Here is a 17836-nt window from a genome sequence, read left to right as displayed (position 1 = left end):
AGCACCCAATGGGAACAGTGCAACGACCGAATCTCGACAGCGCGGTTTTTGTTCCACCGTCCGCGAACAGACCTAGCGTCGTTGCCTTGGTAAACCCGTACGGCAACCCTTCCGACCTTTCGATTTTTGCCCGATGGCTCGCTATCTCTGCGGCCCTGTCACCTCAAGGTTTAGGCCTGACGCGCTTGGGAGGAGCCATGGCTGACACCGAGATCAATCAAAACGAGGCGCGAAAGCGGCCCTTCCCCCTGCCCTGAACCGTGGGGTGCGTATCTTGGACATCGTCGCGAGATCACGAACTTCCCAACGCTATCGGATCTGGCTCGCGAGCATGGAATCGCGCGTTCTTCCGCGCATGCGCTATGTTCGACGCTCGGCGTACACTTGGAGCTCTTGATACGCCGCGGCGACCAGACCTTCCAGTTAGGCCCCCCGTCATGCGATGGTCGAACGCCTTTGCCCAGCAATCCGACGTGGCGACGGAGTTGGCGAGACGGAGTTGCCCGGGGGCAACAATTATCCTTTCGGTCCTCGAAGGGAGAGAGGTCTTCTATCTCGCCGCACGCAATTCGAGCGTTAGCCATTCGCTGATCCAGTTCCGTCCAGGAATGCGTTTGCCCGCAGCCTTTACGGCCACCGGCAAAGCCTTTCTCAGCCAGATGAGCGATTTCGAAGTACGGCGGCTCTATGCCGATGGTCTTCCCGAGCCTCGAACACAGAAAGCGTGCAAACTATTGACGACCTCATTGCTGAAATGCGCGATATCCGCACGAATGGCTTCAGCTGCGACGACCAGCAGGTTGCGGACGGGATCATCTGCTTTGGGGCCCCGGTGCTGAATTCCCTTGACCGCCCAATCGCGGCGATGGCCGGGGCAATCGTTTGACGCATTGCGGAAGCCGAACTAGCCGCTTCATTAATCACAGGCATTCGAGGCTTGGCCCAAGGGCTCACGAGCAGCTTGCCTTCGCCGGAACCTAGTCCCCTCAGGGAACAAACAGATCGAGCTCCAGTTTGGCCTTCCAAGCAAGCAGGTGCGATAGATGGAGCACGCCATGAGACATTCACACGTCACGACGGCCGCGGCCGCTTTCATAGCTCTGACCTTCCCCGCGTTGGCCCAGACAAGCGGAACACCGGCCCCCTCGACACCCGCACCCCCTCCGGCCACCGAACAGCCGGTTGGCGGGCAGTTGCCGGATATCAACCGACAAGCGGACGGACCAACACGCGAAATGATCCGCCAGATGGTTGAGCAAGCGGTCCGGGAGAGAATGAAGCAGGATCGCGGTTCTGAGGAAGGTTTCCGCGATGAGGAAGATCGCTACATGAACCAGGACGGCCACATCAAGGATGCTGACCGCCCCGATGAATCTAGCCGTCATGGCGACCATTGGCTAAATCGTGGCGACTGGGGCAGAGGACACAGAATGGCTCGACACCGTGGTCACCAAATGATGCGCGGTGCCGGCATGCGACTGGTGTTTGGACTGTTGGACACGGATGGCGACGGTTCATTGTCCCAGAACGAGGTTGAAGGCGGGGTCGGCAGGATCTTCAGCAACATCGACGAGAATGGTGATGGCAAGATCGATCTGGACGAAATCCAGTCCTTCATGCACGGCTCCAACATGCATGGCCAAAACAGCGAAGACATGCCGTAGCTGTTTAGAGGTGAGGACTTACTTCAGACGGAGCGGCGAGCGGGCGGCGTCGAGCGCGAGCGGGTGGAAGTAATGGCGTTGCGCTATCGGGCGCGACGTGCCAGGGGGTTGATCCTTCAAAGCCATGGAAAGCCGAATCAATCCTACTTTGTCCATGAGCACCCGCAATTTGGGCTGCCGCGCGACCCAGAAAGTTCGAAAAGCTTCCAGGAACCCCAGGGGAATTGGCGGCGACATTGCGGCCCCACGGATAACGCAGCGAACGTCGGCGAAAAAGCGGCCAATGTCGTCGGCAATGTCCGAATGACTGTCGGCTGCAGTGTCGTGGGAACGAAAAAAGAAACTTTCGTGTGCGATTTTTGCACACGGTTTCCCGCAATTATCTGAAAGGCTCTTCCGGAAATCTGCCCATTCGGGAGCACCCTCCCGAATGGCGGCTTCTGCCGTCGAGGTAGAAATGACGTCATGTCGCCTTTTTCTGGATTCGACATATTGCTCGACCAGCATTGCAGACCTCTTGCAGCAATCTTATCTGTAAACATCGGGTTTCTCCAGGCGGCCGAGGCCGCATTCGTCGGCGGCGCCATACTTCAATTGGTGAACCCGCGACACGAGCGTTAGCTCGTGGCCAAAGCTGCTGTCGGGTATTTTGTTCCGGATAGCCGAGGCTTGGCAATTCCCAGCATTTCTGCTGAAGTTGGCGTTTTGGAGCGGGGTGGAGATGGTTCGGAATTTCTGTTGAATGCCCTGCGCGACGTCCGCCTGACGCTGATGTGACCTAATATCGTTCTTTGCCGACACCCTTGCTGTCTCTGTGGGATCATGGTCTCCGGCAAGTGACGCCGCCAACCCGGTAACCGTGAGCCCCGGACCGAAATAAGTTCATGGTTGTCGGGGCGTATGTTTTGTCACGGCCTTCGACGATGGATAATTTCTTCAATAAGCTTCGCGTCGGCTTCGTGTTCCGCGGCCCGCGTAGCCATTTGGCTGGCCAAGCTATGTCTTTCCCGAGCGGCTTCTCGTTTCGCCGTCCGTTTCGCCAACTCGGCCCGCTGCTGGTGCGCTCTTAGAAGGCTCCAAAGGGCCTGTTCCGCATCGTCCGCCTGGGCCTGCATCAAAACGTCCGCTCCGAATGCATGTCCGGTGTGACAACGGTAACGGGTAATCGGCCCGTCTTCGATCTCCCAAAGCGGTCCGTGACATTCGGGGCAGACAAATATCGAGGGGATGCCAAGCTGGCGTTCTGTCTGTTCCATTGTGCTGTGCTCCTGAGCAGCAATCGCAGCCTCAAGGCGGATGACAGGCGGGATTTCTGGTGTCGGCCCTGCGAGTTCGGACGCAAGCCTGCGCAACAGGCCAGCCATTTCGGACAGGGCGACGCAATGGTCGACTTCCACATTCTGCAAGGCGCTCAGCGGCATATCGGGTACTGCAGCGTCGTCGGGATCTTGGACCACGCTGACCCCTCCGCAAATCTTGATGGCGCGCAAGCCGGCGGTCCCGTCGGAGAGGCTGCCCGTGAGCACGACACCAATCACGCTGCCGCCAAAGCTGCAGGCCGCTGATCGAAAAAGGGGATCGATGGCAGGGCGCGCCAAATTCTCCCGCGGCCCGCGCCGCAGCAGCATGTGATCATCATGTAAAAGCAGGTGAGCTCCGGGCGGTGCAACGAAGATGTGCCCGTTTCTGACCTTCGTGCCGCTGGCGGCATTCGCTACCGGCATGTTGGCAGCGCGACCGAGAATGTCGCCGAGGTAACTCGTGAGACCGACGTGCTGTACGATGAGGAGGGCCGCCGGAATGTCCGGCGAAATATCCCTGACAAGTCTCTTCAGCGCGTCGAGGCCCCCCGCCGAGGCTCCGATTGCGACAATGCACCGGTTCTCGCAACCGTAGGCACGGACCTTCTCCGACTGCCCCGCATGTTCCGACTCTGATCGTGGTGCGGCGGTGGCCATATGTGCTTCACCCACTCAACAAATAGCGAGCACTCCGGCCAGTCCGCTGCTGCCAGTCGGATGCCCTGCTTTCGTCGTTAGCTTCCTGACCCGAACATAGTTGCCCGCAATGAGGTCAGTCCAAACTAACGCTTACGTGCGCGTTTGACAGCAGCCTCGGCCACGGCCGGGGCCTCCTGAATGCTTGCCGCGCCGCCAAAATCCGCGTTCTTGGTTCGGCCAGCTCCCGGACCGGCACCTAGATCAGCGCCCGTGATCGGATCGGACGCCGGATCAGAAAGAGTACGGTCGGCCATCTTGGCCACCACCTTCATGTCTCTGGCGCCCATTTTGACGGTTGCCAAGCCGTCTCCGCCGTCGACGGGCATCACCTCTTCAAGGTCATCGATCCGATCCCACTCTTCGCCGGAATTCCATGGACCATTGGTATCGCCGTCACCTTGAGAGGTGTTGACGTACATGCTGGCGTACCTCTCGATGCCCGGGAGCTTGCCTGACGGGAAATTGTTTTCGATGGCGTAGAGTGCTTTCTCAAATGACTTTTGATGAGCGATCTCGCGTGTCATCAGGAAGCCGAGCGCGTCCTTGATGCCCGGATCATCGGTGATGTGGATGAGGCGTTCGTAAACGATCTTGGCGCGCGCTTCAGCGGCGATGTTCGACCGCAAATCCACGGTAGGTTCACCGCGTGAGTCGACATAGGCCGCGGTCCAGGGAACGCCGGCTGAGTCGCACAGCGCGGGAGCACCGCCAAACAGGATGGATTCCTTGGCTGTCGTACCGCTGGCGCCGATCATCACATAAAGGTCCGCTTCTTTCATCTGGCCTTCGGCAAGTTGTGCCTTGAGCCCCTTGTTCAGCATGGTGACGATCGATCCCACCACCTCAAGGTGGCTGAGTTCTTCAGTGGCTATGTCGAGCAACATGTCGCGACGGCCAAGATCATCCTCGCCGAGGCCTTGCGTGAAATAGCGCATCGCCGCGGCAAGCTCACCATCGGCGCCACCGAATTGTTCCATGATCATGCAGGCCAGGCGGGGATTAGGCTCCGAAACGCGGACGGTGTATTGCAGGCGCTTGTTGTGCATGAACATTGGCAATCCTCCAGGGGGTTGGGTTGCCCAACATCCGCCTGCGAGGATTGTTCCATATTGCATCGAGTGACGCAGTGGCCGATCCGCGAGGCCATGGCGCGCTAGGGGTGAAATTCGTGTCGGGACGCACATCAATGAGCGCCTCCAGATGGGAAAAGACTGGTCGCGCACGTTTTCCTCCGGGTACTGGAACGAACATGTTGTCGGGACTAACCCACGATGAAAGCGGCGAAAAAACTGCTGAGGCTCTGCATTCGTCTGCAGGTCACAGCGATGGGATGACAGATCCCGAATGGCCACAGCAAAGTCCGGCGCCAGGCGCCAAACCACAGTTCGAGCCAGGCAGCGGAGCTGCAAGATTGGTGACCCGATCCCCGCGTGAGCCCTCCCACGGCGTAGGCGCTTGATCACCAGCAGGCGATATAATCGAGGCGATAGCATCGATGGGCAAGAAGGCCAAGCAGAACACCGCGTCTCGGACGGATCGCGAAAGGGCCATCGAAGCGAACTACTTTGCCCGAAAGTGCGGCCTCACCAAGGACGAGGCACTCAAGATTCTCAGGTCGCAGGATCGATGAAGAAGCGAAACGGCGGTCGGGCGGCCGGTAGGAGCAATCGTCGCTCGATCGTCGCAACCGATGGCGGCGGATGATCTAGTTCACCCCGACACACCTTTTCAACAATCCGCTTCAACCATCCGGGCATGCCGCGGGCCGGGTCCCGTTTAGACCGGCAGAGGCAGCCGAGCGACCATTGTGGCTTGCAATATGTGCCGAAAAGCGCGCGATCTGGTCTCACAGCAGCTTGCCCACAAAACGCTGAAGAGGTCGTTCCGGCGCCGCGGGCCCCGACCGCCGTCTTATCAACATTGATCGGCGAAAGCGTGACCAGCAATCGACTTCGATAGGCGAGAACGCCGGTTAAGGCGCGGCAGGCGGCTTGACAAGCGGCCGCGAGGCTAGCCAGGCGCAGAGGCGACATGGCGCCGGTTGTGCCGACCAGAACGGAGCGAGATCACGGTCCTTGCTCGTGTTCCCACCATGTCTTTGAGGGCGAGGAACAACCGATGGCCTTGGTTGTTAGAGCTGCATATGCCGCGAAGCATTGAACTCGAAGTGGGACATGGAGATGGCGACGAAGAAAAGCGCCCAGAGCAGCACAAAGGGCCTGGAAGATCTATTTTACGAAGCCTTGAAGGACATATACTACGCGGAGCGTAAGATCTTAAGTGCCCTCAAGAAAATGGCCAGGGGTCCCGAATCGCAAGAGTTGACCGCCGCGTTCGAGAAGCACCGCGACGAGACTGAGGGTCAGGTTGAGCGGCTGCAGCAGGTGTTCGAGATTTTCGGCAAGCGCGCGCAGGGCAAGACCTGTCCCGCGATCGACGGCATCATTGAGGAGGGCGGGGAGATACTGGAGGAGTTCCAGGCGGCGCCGGCCCTCGACGCCGGGCTTGTTGCCGCTGCCCAGGCCGTCGAGCATTATGAGATCGCCCGTTATAGGACATTGGTAACCTGGGCAAGGCTGCTCGGCTTGAATGACGCGGTTCCGCTGCTGCAGCAGACGCTCGACGAAGAGAAGGCAACGGACGAGGCGTTGACGCAGCTTGGAGAAACCAACGTAAATGAAAGGGCGCTGCAAGATGCCGCTTAGATCTAGCTGAACGCGTTGGGCGGGAGGGAGATCGAGTCCATCGACACCGTCGATCAGGTTGGCTGGCGCTGCGTGCATGAGCAAATAGTTGATACGGTCGTTGCACCGAACCGTCCGAGGCGATCATTCCTGCGCGAACAACTCGCCTTGCCCATGAATGGTTGCAGGAACATCCGTGGCAGCTTGGGATCAGCGCCCATGGTAGAAACCAAAGGAACAATCAACCCGAGCTTCCGCTCGATATCGTTGCTCGAAACTGTCGGAGCTCTGGCCGGACGCGCCAGCAGCGCCGCGACGCTCGCTTCCATCTGCCCTCGGCGAGGCGCGCGGAATCGCTCGATCGTGCGGCCCGATCGCAGCGACACCGCTGTTTCGTCCGGCTCCGCGTGCAGACAGGATGAGGCGCGACTGTCACTGCAGTTTTCAGGTGCCAGGTGAGGGTTCTCGTCACCGGCGCGTCGGGTCTGATTGGAGCTTCGCTTTGCGCGCGCCTGGCCGCCGATGGATATGAAATCGTTCGCGTGCTGCATCGTGCCGGCACTGCGCCCTTCACCGGCTTGCCGCCTGTCTTGCTAGACATGGCAAAGGCGCTGCGGACGCAGGACTGGAGCCCGCACCTCATAGGCGTCGATGCAGTCGTCAACTGCGCCGGCGTGCTGCAGGACAGCACGCAAGAAAGCACTGGCGGAGTGCATGCGGGCGGCGCATCGGCCCTCTTTGCCGCCTGTGAGCAGGCAGGCGTGAGAAAAGTCATTCACTTCTCGGCAATCGGGGTCGATCGGCTGCAGCCGTCCGCCTTCTCGGCCACCAAGCTGGCTGGCGACCAGGCGTTGATGGCGCGCGATTTGGACTGGGTCATCCTGCGCCCGTCGGTCGTGCTGGGCCGGCCGGCGTTCGGCGCCAGTGCGCTGTTTCGCGGACTGGCCGCATTGCCACTGTTGCCGGTGATGCCCAGCACGGGTCGGCTTCAGGTCGTACAGTTGGATGACGTGATCGCCACTGTCCTGCATTTTCTCCGGCCCGATAGCGCATCGCACCTTGCGCTTGACCTTGCCGGACCTGAAGCGCTGCCGATGAGCAAGGTGGTCGGCCTCTACCGCCGCTGGCTCGGGTCGAGACCGGCTGGAGAGTTCACTCTGCCCGGTAGCGTCGCGGCCGGCCTGTACCGGGTCGGCGATGCGGCGGCTCTGCTCGGCTGGCGACCGCCGATGCGCAGCAATGCGGCCAAGGAAATCGTGCGGGGCGCTGTCGGCGACCCGCAGGCGTGGATCACAGCGACAGGGATCCAACCATCCAGCCTCGAAGCGGCGCTAAAGCTCAATCCCGCGACGGTGCAGGAGCGATGGTTCGCCCGTCTCTATTTTGTCAAGCCGGCGATCTTTACTGTCCTGCCCTTCTTCTGGATCATGACCGGCATCATTTCCGTGACCACCGGCTGGCGCCGCGGGGTCGACTTGCTGGTCGGCACGGCCATCGGTCCGCTGGCGGAACCGGCGGTCATCGCCGGAGCGCTGGCCGACATGGCGGTCGGCGCGTTGATCGCCTGGCGACCGACCAGTCGGCTGGGGCTGTTCGGGGCGATTGCGGTGGCTCTTTTCTATGCGATCGCGGGGACCATGCTGCGACCAGAACTGTGGAACGAGCCGCTCGGCCCATTCCTGAAGATCCTGCCGATCCTGGTTCTGCATTTTGTCGCGCTGGCGGTCCTGGAGGAACGCTGATGACCTACTTCATGCTCAAGTTCCTGCATGTCGTCGGCGCGGCCGTGCTGCTGGGCACCGGCGCCGGCATCGCCTTCTTCATGCTGCTCGCTCACCGGACCGGAAATTCCGCGACCATCGCGGCGGTCGCACGCATCGTCGTGATCGCCGATTTCATCTTCACTGCAACCGCCGTCGTCGCCCAACCTGTCACCGGTGCATTCCTCGCCTGGCATTCCGGCTATTCGCTGACCGAGGGGTGGATTGTGCTTTCGATCCTGCTCTACTTCATCACCGGGCTGTTCTGGCTTCCAGTCGTGTGGATGCAGATCGAGATGCGCAATCTCGCTATGCAGGCCGCGGCAGCGAAGCAACCTCCACCACAACGCTATGACACCTTGTTTCGGCTCTGGTTCGCGTTCGGCTTTCCTGCCTTCGCGGCTGTTCTCGCCATCTTCTGGCTGATGATTTCGCGGCCTTCGATCGATTGGTTCGCCTTGTAGCACCGGACTTCGTCTCCCTCGTCACGGTCTGCAACATCGTTGCGCCTAACAAATGGGCGGCGATGGAGCCAGCCGCAGACTGCCTCGTTCCGTTCCTACATACCGGGTGGCTATGGTTGCACAGGTTCCCGGCCATCGCCGGAGCACCTCTGTGGCGGGAGGCTGACGGGACTTTGATTGCCGACGACACGTCTATCCACGTCGCCCGTGCACGGCTTCGAAATGCATCGTCGGCGACTTCGGTGGCAACTTGCGGCATTGCAGCCCGAGCTTGTCGTCACCGAGCACGGCGCTCCCGCATGCCGCGGGGCCTCGATCGTGTTGCCGAGCGGTTCGGCGAGGTCGCCGTCCGGCCGCAGTCGAGATACGCGCCGTTTGACCACCGTCGACGAAGGCCACATCTACCGGCAGGCCTGAGCAAATCAGCGACCGCGTTTCCCGCAGTCCTTTCATTCGGCGATCTCTGCTGCGGATCCATCGCCGGCGTGACCCGTGCCTTCAGGAGGCAGTTCGGCCGCTTGGTGTCGGGCGCTCTCAGCCTGGGGGCAATGGGCGACGCCCGGCGAACCGGCTCGGCGCAAGTACCCTGCGCTGCCAATACGACAAGGCGCAGGCTGCCCTGATCGATGATGGTCAGCGCGCAGCTGGCGAGAGCGCGTCGCTGCTGCCACCCTCTTTTGGTGGACGAGGCATACAGGTGACCTTGTCGATCATTCCGAGCACCGCCTGCGGGTCACTGTGGTGGGCCATGTGCCCGGAATTCGGGATTATTTCCATCAGTGACCCTGAAATTTCGGCATGCAAGCGTTCCGCTTCACGCCGAGCGTCGAACAGCCTGTCCCCTGCTCCAGCCACGATTCCGGTCGGCACGTCGATGTCCCGATAGCTAGGCTTCGTAAACAGCGCCGCGCTGAGCATCAGGGCTGTCTCCACACAGACTGAGCGCAACTGAGAGGGGCGGCTGGCGACCTCCTTTGTGCTCACTGAAAAAACGTTCGAGATCGGCCCGGGCCGGAATATCTTTCGCATGGCCGACGGCCAGCCGAGCCTTACTGCGAGCGGCAGCAAGGTGTGAAGAAATGCCGAGCCCATCAGCGGTATGGCCGGTAGTGCTGCAAGAGCGAGATCCAGCCTCGGTGAGGGATAGTAATATCCAGAGACGAGGACCAGGCCGGCGACCGAGGGAGCGTGCCTGCGGGCCATCTCCAGCGCGATCCACGCGCCCCAGGAATGTCCGAGCACGAGGTACTTGTGAATGCCTATTTTGGCGGCGGCCTCGTGGAAGAGATCGGCCTGCTCGCACGCCGACCAGCGCTTTCGAGCCGGTCGCGAGCTTCCGCCGAAACCTGGCCGGTCGAAGGCGAGGACCCGATGGTTGGCACTCGCCAGGTCGAGCACGCCGCTGACCGCAAAATCCTCCGCAACCGAGCCATTGCCATGCAACAGGAGCAAAGGAGGCCCGCTGCCTTTCTCGATGATACTCAGGTCCACCCCATCGATCCTCAGAGTGCGTCCCCTCGAACGGGGAGCCAAGGCCTTCCTGGCGCGTGCGTTATTGTATGCCGCCAGCGACAGGGCGGCAGCCGCAAACAGTGTGGCGAGTTTTATCCGGTTTGAAAACATACTGACTCCTGCGCTGGGTCTGCACGGTGGCCCACCGTTGAGCGCGTCGCGGTTGTGCATCGGCATCGACGTCGCCAATTTCGGTCAGCCTGTCCCGCCGCATCTTTGCCATCAGGGTATCGAAGCCTCACGGAACCCCGACCGGGCGTCGCATCGCGAGATCGAAGGCATCGCCGGAGCTCAGCACGTGAACCCTCAGATCATGGATGGAAAGGGCGGCATCAGGTTCACCTTCCGCGATGTTGGAATGCGTGACGCCGGCTGCATCGACCAGATAGACAGCGCCGCTGCCGATGACCTTGAACATCTCGCCATTCACCACGATCGCCGTGTCTTCATCGATGCCGATGCCCAGGACCCGTGGGTTCTGCGACACCGCTCCGATGAGCCGCCCGATGCGGCCCCGCTCCGCAAAGTGCTGGTCGATGATGACATTCGGCAGCAGGCCCAACCCCGGCGCCATGCGAATATGGCCGATCCGAAAGGACGCAGCGTTCGGCCCCTTCACCATCATGGTATCGCTCATGACCGACGCGCCCGCGGAGGTGCCGGCAATTATGCCTCCGGCTTCATAGATTTCGTGCACCCGCTCGTCGATGGGGGTGTCGCCGATCTGGCTGGTGATGCGGAGCTGGTCGCCACCGGAGAAGAACACAGCGCTCACGTTTGCGAGCGCGCTTATTTTTTTTTCATGCGCCGCCTCGAGACGGTCGTTGACGTAGAGCTCGACGACTTCCTTGATGCCCAACTCGCCGAAGGACTTCTGATACTTCTCGAGATAGCCATCCGGCTCATGCGAAGCGATGGTCGCAAGGACCAGGCGCCCGTTCGGAACCAGACTTGCGACCTCCTTCAATATGACGCGATCGCCGTCATGGTCCTCGTGGCCACCGATAATGACAAGCGTTCCGGCTTTGCCATTGGAGGGGCGCCTTTTCTTCCTGTCGGTCATCTGCCCTCGTCTCTCTTGCGCACGAAGACATGCGGATGGTTGTCCTCGCTGGTCATGAACGCGACTGCGAACTCCCGGCTGTTGTGCGCCCACCCGGACTTCCCGGTTGGGGTAAGCACGATGGCTCCCGCTTCACCGCCGATCGCCTCAACCTCCATGAGGGAGGGCTCCAGCACCTCCTCAACGCCCGCCATAGCTGCCTGTCCAGAGGAAAGCGCGCGCCGCGCGGAAAGCTCCTGCATGACGCGAGCGGCGAGAGCCTTTCGCGCGATATGCTCGCCGTCTCCCGAAAAGGCCACGGCGCCCAGCTGGTTGTCGGCGTAGTAGCCGCAACCGGGTTGCGGAGAATCGCCCACACGGCCCGGAGCGCTGCCGTCCAGTCCCCCGGTCGAAGTGCCCACGGCGAGATCCCCATACTGGTCAAGGGCAACGACGCCGATTGTATCCTTCGCCTCCGACTTGCTGGCCAAATCGCGTTGCTGCGGCGTGACCGAATCAGCCGGATCGCAAAGCTCCAGTTGTTTATCGGCCGCGAAACGCCTGGCGCCGTCCGACGCCAGCAGGATTGGCTCCTCATGCAGCATGGCCTTGGCGACACTGATGGGATGGCGCACGCCCTTGATCACAGCGACGGCGCCCACATTGAAGTTCCTGCCCTCCATGACGCCTGCGCACATTTCGACCTCGCCGTCCGAATTTAGGGCACTGCCATATCCTGCATTGAACGTCGGGTCCGTCTCGAGGACACGACCGGCGGCTTCTACCGCGTCGACTGCAGTTCCGCCGCCGGCCAGGACGGCGCGACCGGCCTCAAGCGCCTTGATGCACCCGTTGCGATGCGCCTCCTCCTCTTCTGGATCGATCTCCTTGGCGCCGCCGTGCAGGATGAGCGACCACATCAGCCAGTCCTCAGATGGCGAACACGGGTCTGATCGGGCCCTCGCCGAGAAGGTGCCGCGCCCTCAAACCCGGTCACGTGGCTCCAGACCGCCTCAACGTCGTCGACGGTGAGCACGACAAGGTCTTTCTCCCGAGCAAGCTGGAGACACACGTCGACGGCCTCTTTTTCGGGACAGACGGCTTGTATGCGCCCTGGAGCGCAGCCGGCGTTCAAGGCGCCTTCCCGCAGCAAGCCGGCGATCGTTCCGGGGGCTCGGCCGCGCAGTTCATGTTCATCCTCCTTGAAGACGATGACGTCGAATATTCGCGAAGCCACCGCGCCCATCTCGCGTATGTCGCAATCGCGGCGGTCGCCCGGTATTGCGACAAGGCCGATCGTGCGCTGATACCCGCGCTTCATATGGGAAACGAGCTTTCCCAGCGCCTTCAACCCCTCGGGATTGTGCGCGTAGTCAACGATCGTGCGGAAACCATGTCCGTCGAAGACGTTGAGGCGACCGGGAGAATGCTCGAACGAGGTGGTGAACTCAGCCAATGCAGCGCGGATAGTTGCCGCAGGTATGTCGTGGCAATGTGCCATCGCAACGGCCGCCAAGCTGTTGGCAACATTGAATTCAGCGGCCCCCTCGAAGGTCGCGGGAATTTCGTCGACGTCCATCAGGAACATCGACTCCCCATCCTCGTGGATGACGATGTCCCAACCGTCCCTGCTGCGCTCCCGCGTCACGGCGCGGCCGCCTTCCGCCACGTGGCTGCACAGGAAATCGGGCCAGTCGCTCCTGTTCACCAGCGAGAAGTAGCAGATCCTGCCCCCTGCTTCGCGCGACATCGCGGAGGTGTGAATGTCGTCGGCGTTGAGGATGCTCCACCCGCCGCGGCGGACAGACTCGACGACCACCGACTTCACTTCCGCCAGGTCGTCGATAGTGTCGATGCCTCTCAGCCCCAGATGATCGCCATGGACGTTCAGCACCGCGCCAATGTCGCATGCGTCGAATGCAAGGCCTTCGCGCAGGATGCCGCCGCGTGCACATTCCAGCACGGCGACATCGACACCTGGCTCGCGAAGCACGATCCTGGCGCTTTGCGGACCCGAGCAATCGCCTGTCATGATCCGCTCGCCGTTCAGGTAGACGCCGGTGGTCGAGGTGAGCCCGACCGTTGCACCATTCGCCTGAAGAATGTGCGAGAGCATTCTGGCGGTGGTCGACTTGCCGTTTGTCCCTGTGATCGCGAAGATTGGGATGCGGCCGTCCTTGCCACCCCTGAAGAGAAGATCGAGCACCGGCCGTGCGACATTGCGGGCGCGGCCTGAGGACGGTTCGAGATGCATGCGAAACCCGGGACCGGCATTCACCTCTATGATGCCGCCGCCGGTCTCGCTGACCGGCCGGGAAATGTCAGGGCAGACGAAGTCGATCCCCGCAATGTCGAGACCGACGATCTGTGCCGCCCGCCTGGCGATCAGCGCGTTTTCCGGATGGATTTCATCCGTCCGGTCAATTGCCGTCCCGCCGGTCGACAGATTAGCGGTGGGTCGCAGGAGCACCATTTGACCCGGCGCTGGAACGCTCGAAAGCGTGAGCTGCGACTTTGACAGGAAATGCTCGACACATTCGTCGATGTCGATGCGGGTCAGCACCGAAGAATGGCCCTCTCCCCGTCGCGGGTCGTGGTTCGTCTCCTCGACGAGTTCGGCGACAGAACTCCGGCCATCGCCGACGACATGTGCCGGGACCCTCTCGGCAAGCGCCACCACCTTTCCTCCGATCACCAGGATCCTGTGGTCCGAGCCGACGAAGTGCTGCTCGACGATAACGCTGCGGCTGTGTTCTCGCGCCTGTTCGAAGCCCCAGCGGACTTCGTCCTCGGTTGCGAGGCCGATGTTGACGCCGTTTCCATGATTGCCGTCCAGTGGTTTGGTGACCACAGGGTACCCGAGCCGTGCCGCTGCCGCGACCGCGTCCTGCGCCGATCGCACCAGTTCCCCGCTGGGGACCGTTAGCCCGGCCTGCTGCAGCAGGAATTTTGTCAGGTCCTTGTCGGAGGCGATTTCGGTCGCGATCTCGGAAGTGAGGTCGGTGCAGCTGGCGCGGATTCGCTTCTGATGCTTGCCTTGGCCGAGCAGCACCAGGCTGCTGTCATCGAGCCGCGCCGCGGGAATCCCCCGTCTCCCGGCCTCGCGCACCAGAGAGGCGGTCGTGGGGCCCAAGACACGCTCGGCGGCGCGAGCCTTGAGCTGCTGCAGCCTCACTGCGAAATCGAATGGCCCGTCCATTTCGGCAATCTCGTCGAGCCCCTCGAGGCCATGCAGATTGGCCGGCAGGAGACCATCCACCAACTCGAGCGCAACTCGTCCGGCGAGCAGCCCCACAACCTCATCATTGTAGGCGAACATGACGTTGTAAGTGCCCGGACTGCCTTTGACCGAACGTGTCTTTCCTCGTGTCACCCGGTGGCCCAGCATGTTCTGCAGTTCCAGGGCGACGTGCTCCACGACGTGGCCGAGCCAGGTTCCTTCCTGCATACGGCGGACGAACCCGCCGGCGACGCCATAGCTGCAGCCATGGGCCGCAAGGCCGGGCAACAGGCGAACGATGTCCTCGGTAAACCCGGGCAGCTTGTCTGTCGGGAACGCCTCAAGGGCCCCGAGGTCAATCTGGATCCGGACCATTGGACTCATGCTGTAGAGATGAGGTCCGCGGAACACGCGAGCGTCCACGACACGGATGCTGGTGCGAAAACGCGAGGCGTCTTGATGAATTTCGTTGCCCGACATAGCCCGTTCTCCTGACTAGCCCCGCAAACTTCTTGAGGATCGATACGTTCCCGACGATGAAACGCAAATATTTTTGCGCGATCGAGAAACAAAAAGCATGTTTAACATATTTGGCCAAATAACAGATTCTGGTCATCTTACCTGCCGCAAGGGGCGGGCCAAGCATGCGCCTGCTTGTTCCTAAGCATAGCCCGGCAAGCCGCGGCCCATTGGAGGCGAGACCCGACCAGGGTGGGGACAGAGATCCCAGGTGCCGAGTGCCGGGTGGGCTTGTGGCGACCGCTTTGAGGGCAGCATCGAAGCATTTATATTTTCTACGCCGGACGCCCACCGGGGAACATTTCCAAATGCACTGTGTTTGGCGCCACCCTTGCCCACCGGAACTAAAGCCATGCAGAGTCGGAAATTGGTGAAGGCCGCGCTGGTCAAAGAGATCGACGCCGTCCGCCTCAGCATCTCGCTCCTTGAACAGGAGTTGTGGAAAGCTGGCAGACCCGGGAAGATTGGATGGCGTTCAGGATACGAGCTAACCGCCCAAAAAGCTCGCCTCGCCAAACTGGAGAACGTGCTTGCGCACTATCCGTCCGTGACGCGAGCCCGAGCATTGGACAGCAACAGCTTGAATTACGGGCAACGGAACCAGGTGAGTTTGGGGAAGCAAGATGGCTGACCGACGCTCGATCAGAACTCCGCTAGCTCGAGTGCGCGGCCTTGGGTCGGCTAAACACGGAACCGAAACGTTCATGCTGGAACGACTGACATCTGCTGCACTGTTGATCCTCGTCATCTACATCGTCGCGGTCGTCATAAGGCTGAGCGGAGAGCCTCGAGATGTCGTCATCCGCGTAGTCGGATCGATCTATGTCGCACCCGCCCTCATCGCCTTCATTCTGGTGAACTGCGTCCACATGCGGCTGGGCATGCAATCGATCATCGAAGATTATTGCCACGCCACGGTGCTGAAATCTGTCCTGCTGATCGCCAACTGGTTGTTTTGCTGGGCAGTAGCCCTCGCCAGCTTTTTCGCCGTGCTCGTGATCAGCTTCCGATAGTTCAATTCACGGCCAGCGCGGCGCGCGCCTTCCAACTCAGCGCCGATCCCGCCGCCTGTCGCGCTCGCCAGCCGGATTCATTTGATTTTCGGCAGCCTGTCCCATTGATGGAAAGGCGGTGGAGAGGTCAACTCCCATTCCAATGTGGTGGCTCCCGGCCCCCAGGGGTTCATGCCGGCGGCCCGTCGCCGGTGGAAAGCCTCCACGATGCCGGCAAGGAAAATCAGGACACTCGCGGCCGACAGATACGATCCAAAGGAGGAGACCATGTTCCAACCGGCAAAAGCGTCGGGATAGTCGATGTAGCGACGTGGCATGCCGGCCATTCCGAGAAAGTGGTGGGGGAAGAAGACGAGATTCACACCGACGAAGGTCGTCCAGAAATGGATTGCAGCCAAAAGCGGATTGTACAAATATCCAGTCATCTTCGGAAACCAGTAATACCAGCCCGCGAAGATGCCGAAGATCGCACCCAGCGAGAGAATGTAGTGGAAGTGTGCGACGACATAGTAGGTGTCGTGCAATTGGCGGTCCAGGCTGGCATTTGCAAGCTGTACGCCGGTCACGCCTCCGACAGTGAACAGGAATATGAAGCCGAGCGCCCACAGCATCGGGGCGCGCAGGCTAAGGGAACCACCCCACATGGTCGCGATCCAGGAGAACACCTTGATCCCAGTTGGCACCGCGATCACCATCGTGGCGAAGGTGAAATAGCGCTGCGTGTCCAGCCCTATTCCGCTGGTGTACATATGGTGGGCCCAGACGACGAAGCCGATCGCTCCGATCGCGACGATCGCGTAGACCATCCCCAGATAGCCGAAGATCGGCTTTCGCGAAAATGTCGAGATCACCTGGCTGACGATGCCGAAGGCCGGCAAGATCATGATGTAGACTTCCGGATGGCCGAAAAACCAGAAGAGATGCTGGTACAGGATAGGATCGCCGCCGCCGTCCGGCGCGAAGAATGTGGTGCCGAAATTTCTATCGGTCAGGAGCATTGTGATGGCCCCTGCCAGGACAGGCAGGGCCAGCAGCAGCAGGAATCCGGTGATGAGGATCGACCACACGAACAGAGGCATTTTATGCAACGTCATCCCTGGCGCGCGCATATTGAAGATCGTGGTGATGAAATTGATGGCGCCTAGTATCGAGGAGGCTCCCGCGATGTGCAGAGAAAGAATGACCAGATCGACGGCAGGACCGGGATGGCCGGACGTCGACAGGGGCGGGTAGAGGAACCAGCCGGTCCCGGGACCGTATCCGCCGGGGACGCTGGGCATGAAGATCGACAATAAAAGCAGCATCAATGCCGGCGGCAGCAGCCAGAACGAGATGTTATTCATGCGTGGGAACGCCATGTCCGGGGCGCCGATCATGATCGGAACCATCCAGTTGGCGAAACCACCGATCAGTGCGGGCATGACGGTGAAGAAGATCATGATCAGCGCGTGCGCCGTGGTGAACACGTTATAAAGTTGCTTGCCGGCATCTATGGCCGCGTCGCCTTGGTAGCCGTAGATCATCGATGCTAACCCGGGGAAAACCTGGATCCCGGGTTGCTGCAGTTCAATTCGCATGCCCACCGACAAGAGCATGCCGATGACCCCCGCGATGAAGGCGAAGATCAGGTAGAGGGTTCCGATATCCTTGTGGTTTGTCGAAAACAGCCAGCGGGTGATGCCCCGCGGCTTGTGGTCGTCGCGGCTGCTCGGAGCCGCCGCCGAATATTCGCTCATGAATGTTCTCCGCTTCAGCCATCCCCCAACAGGGCATCCGAACCATGATGTAAGTTGATTGTTCCTCCCCAGAACGCCCGACGCGAGGGAACATCCGGCAGAAGCCAAGGTTCGGGTCGGGCGCGGCGTGCCCGCGGTTGAAGGGTCGACATCCATGCTGGCAATCATTGCTGGGACTTTGGTTCTGACGACAGTGGTCGGCGGGCTGATTACCGCCTTCTG

17 protein-coding genes are annotated in these 17836 nt (G+C 61.0%); 8 read left to right on the top strand and 9 right to left on the bottom strand.

The annotated features are described in order from the left end of the window. Both P3C39_RS32470 and P3C39_RS32465 read left to right on the top strand, forming a co-directional pair. Nucleotides 1–257, top strand: a 257-nt coding sequence (locus tag P3C39_RS32470; RefSeq protein ID WP_275955042.1) for a hypothetical protein, incomplete at its 5' end; no start/stop codon positions are given. 798 nt (nt 258–1055) lie between these two features. Beyond that, complete coding sequence (locus tag P3C39_RS32465; protein ID WP_275955043.1) at nt 1056–1664, top strand: EF-hand domain-containing protein; 609 nt, start codon at nt 1056–1058, stop codon at nt 1662–1664. An 18-nt stretch (nt 1665–1682) separates the two neighbouring features. Here the strand turns inward: P3C39_RS32465 and P3C39_RS32460 are convergent, their stop codons facing one another. Then, nucleotides 1683–2171 carry a hypothetical protein gene (locus P3C39_RS32460; protein WP_275955044.1) on the bottom strand — a complete coding sequence of 163 codons (489 nt, stop codon included), beginning with the start codon at nt 2169–2171 and terminating at the stop codon, nt 1683–1685. Nucleotides 2172–2288: 117 nt separating this feature from the next. On the opposite strand from P3C39_RS32460, the gene P3C39_RS32455 reads away from it, so the two are divergent. Next, nucleotides 2289–2441 (top strand): hypothetical protein, encoded by a 153-nt coding sequence (locus P3C39_RS32455; RefSeq protein ID WP_155925010.1) that lies wholly within the window; start codon nt 2289–2291, stop codon nt 2439–2441. Between the two features lie 131 nt (nt 2442–2572). Here the strand turns inward: P3C39_RS32455 and P3C39_RS32450 are convergent, their stop codons facing one another. Next, the gene (locus P3C39_RS32450; protein ID WP_013525053.1) at nt 2573–3622 is read right to left on the bottom strand and encodes a chemotaxis protein CheB; all 1050 of its coding nucleotides are present in this window, start codon (nt 3620–3622) and stop codon (nt 2573–2575) included. Between the two features lie 125 nt (nt 3623–3747). Continuing rightward, nucleotides 3748–4716 (bottom strand): manganese catalase family protein, encoded by a 969-nt coding sequence (locus P3C39_RS32445; protein ID WP_013525052.1) that lies wholly within the window; start codon nt 4714–4716, stop codon nt 3748–3750. Nucleotides 4717–5159: 443 nt separating this feature from the next. Between P3C39_RS32445 and P3C39_RS32440 the strand changes: the two genes are divergently transcribed. Both P3C39_RS32440 and P3C39_RS32435 read left to right on the top strand, forming a co-directional pair. Continuing rightward, on the top strand, nt 5160–5294 hold the full coding sequence (locus P3C39_RS32440) for a hypothetical protein (RefSeq protein ID WP_013525051.1): 135 nt from the start codon (nt 5160–5162) through the stop codon (nt 5292–5294). A 550-nt stretch (nt 5295–5844) separates the two neighbouring features. Then, complete coding sequence (locus tag P3C39_RS32435; RefSeq protein ID WP_013525050.1) at nt 5845–6369, top strand: ferritin-like domain-containing protein; 525 nt, start codon at nt 5845–5847, stop codon at nt 6367–6369. A gap of 53 nt (nt 6370–6422) precedes the next feature. On the opposite strand, the gene P3C39_RS32430 is transcribed toward P3C39_RS32435, so the two are convergent. After that, on the bottom strand, nt 6423–6899 hold the full coding sequence (locus tag P3C39_RS32430) for a hypothetical protein (protein ID WP_164920089.1): 477 nt from the start codon (nt 6897–6899) through the stop codon (nt 6423–6425). Here P3C39_RS32430 and P3C39_RS32425 point away from each other — a divergent pair. Both P3C39_RS32425 and P3C39_RS32420 read left to right on the top strand, forming a co-directional pair. After that, nucleotides 6804–8090 carry an SDR family oxidoreductase gene (locus P3C39_RS32425; RefSeq protein WP_013525049.1) on the top strand — a complete coding sequence of 429 codons (1287 nt, stop codon included), beginning with the start codon at nt 6804–6806 and terminating at the stop codon, nt 8088–8090. The genes P3C39_RS32430 and P3C39_RS32425 overlap by 96 nt on opposite strands. Beyond that, complete coding sequence (locus P3C39_RS32420) at nt 8090–8572, top strand: DUF2269 family protein (protein ID WP_013525048.1); 483 nt, start codon at nt 8090–8092, stop codon at nt 8570–8572. The genes P3C39_RS32425 and P3C39_RS32420 overlap by 1 nt, the downstream gene beginning before the upstream one ends. 633 nt (nt 8573–9205) lie before the next feature. On the opposite strand, the gene P3C39_RS32415 is transcribed toward P3C39_RS32420, so the two are convergent. The 4 genes from P3C39_RS32415 to cphA form a co-directional block, all read right to left on the bottom strand. Next, nucleotides 9206–10195 (bottom strand): alpha/beta hydrolase, encoded by a 990-nt coding sequence (locus P3C39_RS32415; protein ID WP_013525047.1) that lies wholly within the window; start codon nt 10193–10195, stop codon nt 9206–9208. A 127-nt stretch (nt 10196–10322) separates the two neighbouring features. Next, nucleotides 10323–11147: a cyanophycinase gene (locus tag P3C39_RS32410; RefSeq protein WP_013525046.1), complete on the bottom strand. Its 825-nt coding sequence runs from the start codon at nt 11145–11147 to the stop codon at nt 10323–10325. Further along, a complete protein-coding gene (locus P3C39_RS32405; protein WP_275955045.1) occupies nt 11144–12046 on the bottom strand; it encodes an isoaspartyl peptidase/L-asparaginase family protein in 903 nt (300 codons plus the stop codon). Before P3C39_RS32405 ends, P3C39_RS32410 begins: the two co-directional genes overlap by 4 nt. Continuing rightward, the gene (gene cphA / locus P3C39_RS32400) at nt 12046–14826 is read right to left on the bottom strand and encodes a cyanophycin synthetase (protein WP_275955046.1); all 2781 of its coding nucleotides are present in this window, start codon (nt 14824–14826) and stop codon (nt 12046–12048) included. Before cphA ends, P3C39_RS32405 begins: the two co-directional genes overlap by 1 nt. A 662-nt stretch (nt 14827–15488) precedes the next feature. Between cphA and sdhD the strand changes: the two genes are divergently transcribed. After that, on the top strand, nt 15489–15878 hold the full coding sequence (gene sdhD / locus P3C39_RS32395; protein ID WP_013525042.1) for a succinate dehydrogenase, hydrophobic membrane anchor protein: 390 nt from the start codon (nt 15489–15491) through the stop codon (nt 15876–15878). Between the two features lie 77 nt (nt 15879–15955). Here the strand turns inward: sdhD and ctaD are convergent, their stop codons facing one another. Then, nucleotides 15956–17614, bottom strand: coding sequence for a cytochrome c oxidase subunit I (gene ctaD, locus P3C39_RS32390; RefSeq protein WP_013525041.1), 1659 nt, complete (start codon nt 17612–17614; stop codon nt 15956–15958). Nucleotides 17615–17836: the final 222 nt, after the last annotated feature.

The sequence above is a fragment of the Mesorhizobium sp. XAP4 genome, from assembly GCF_029269325.1.
Lineage (GTDB): Bacteria > Pseudomonadota > Alphaproteobacteria > Rhizobiales > Rhizobiaceae > Mesorhizobium > Mesorhizobium ciceri.
This window is presented reverse-complemented; position numbering and strand designations above follow the sequence as displayed.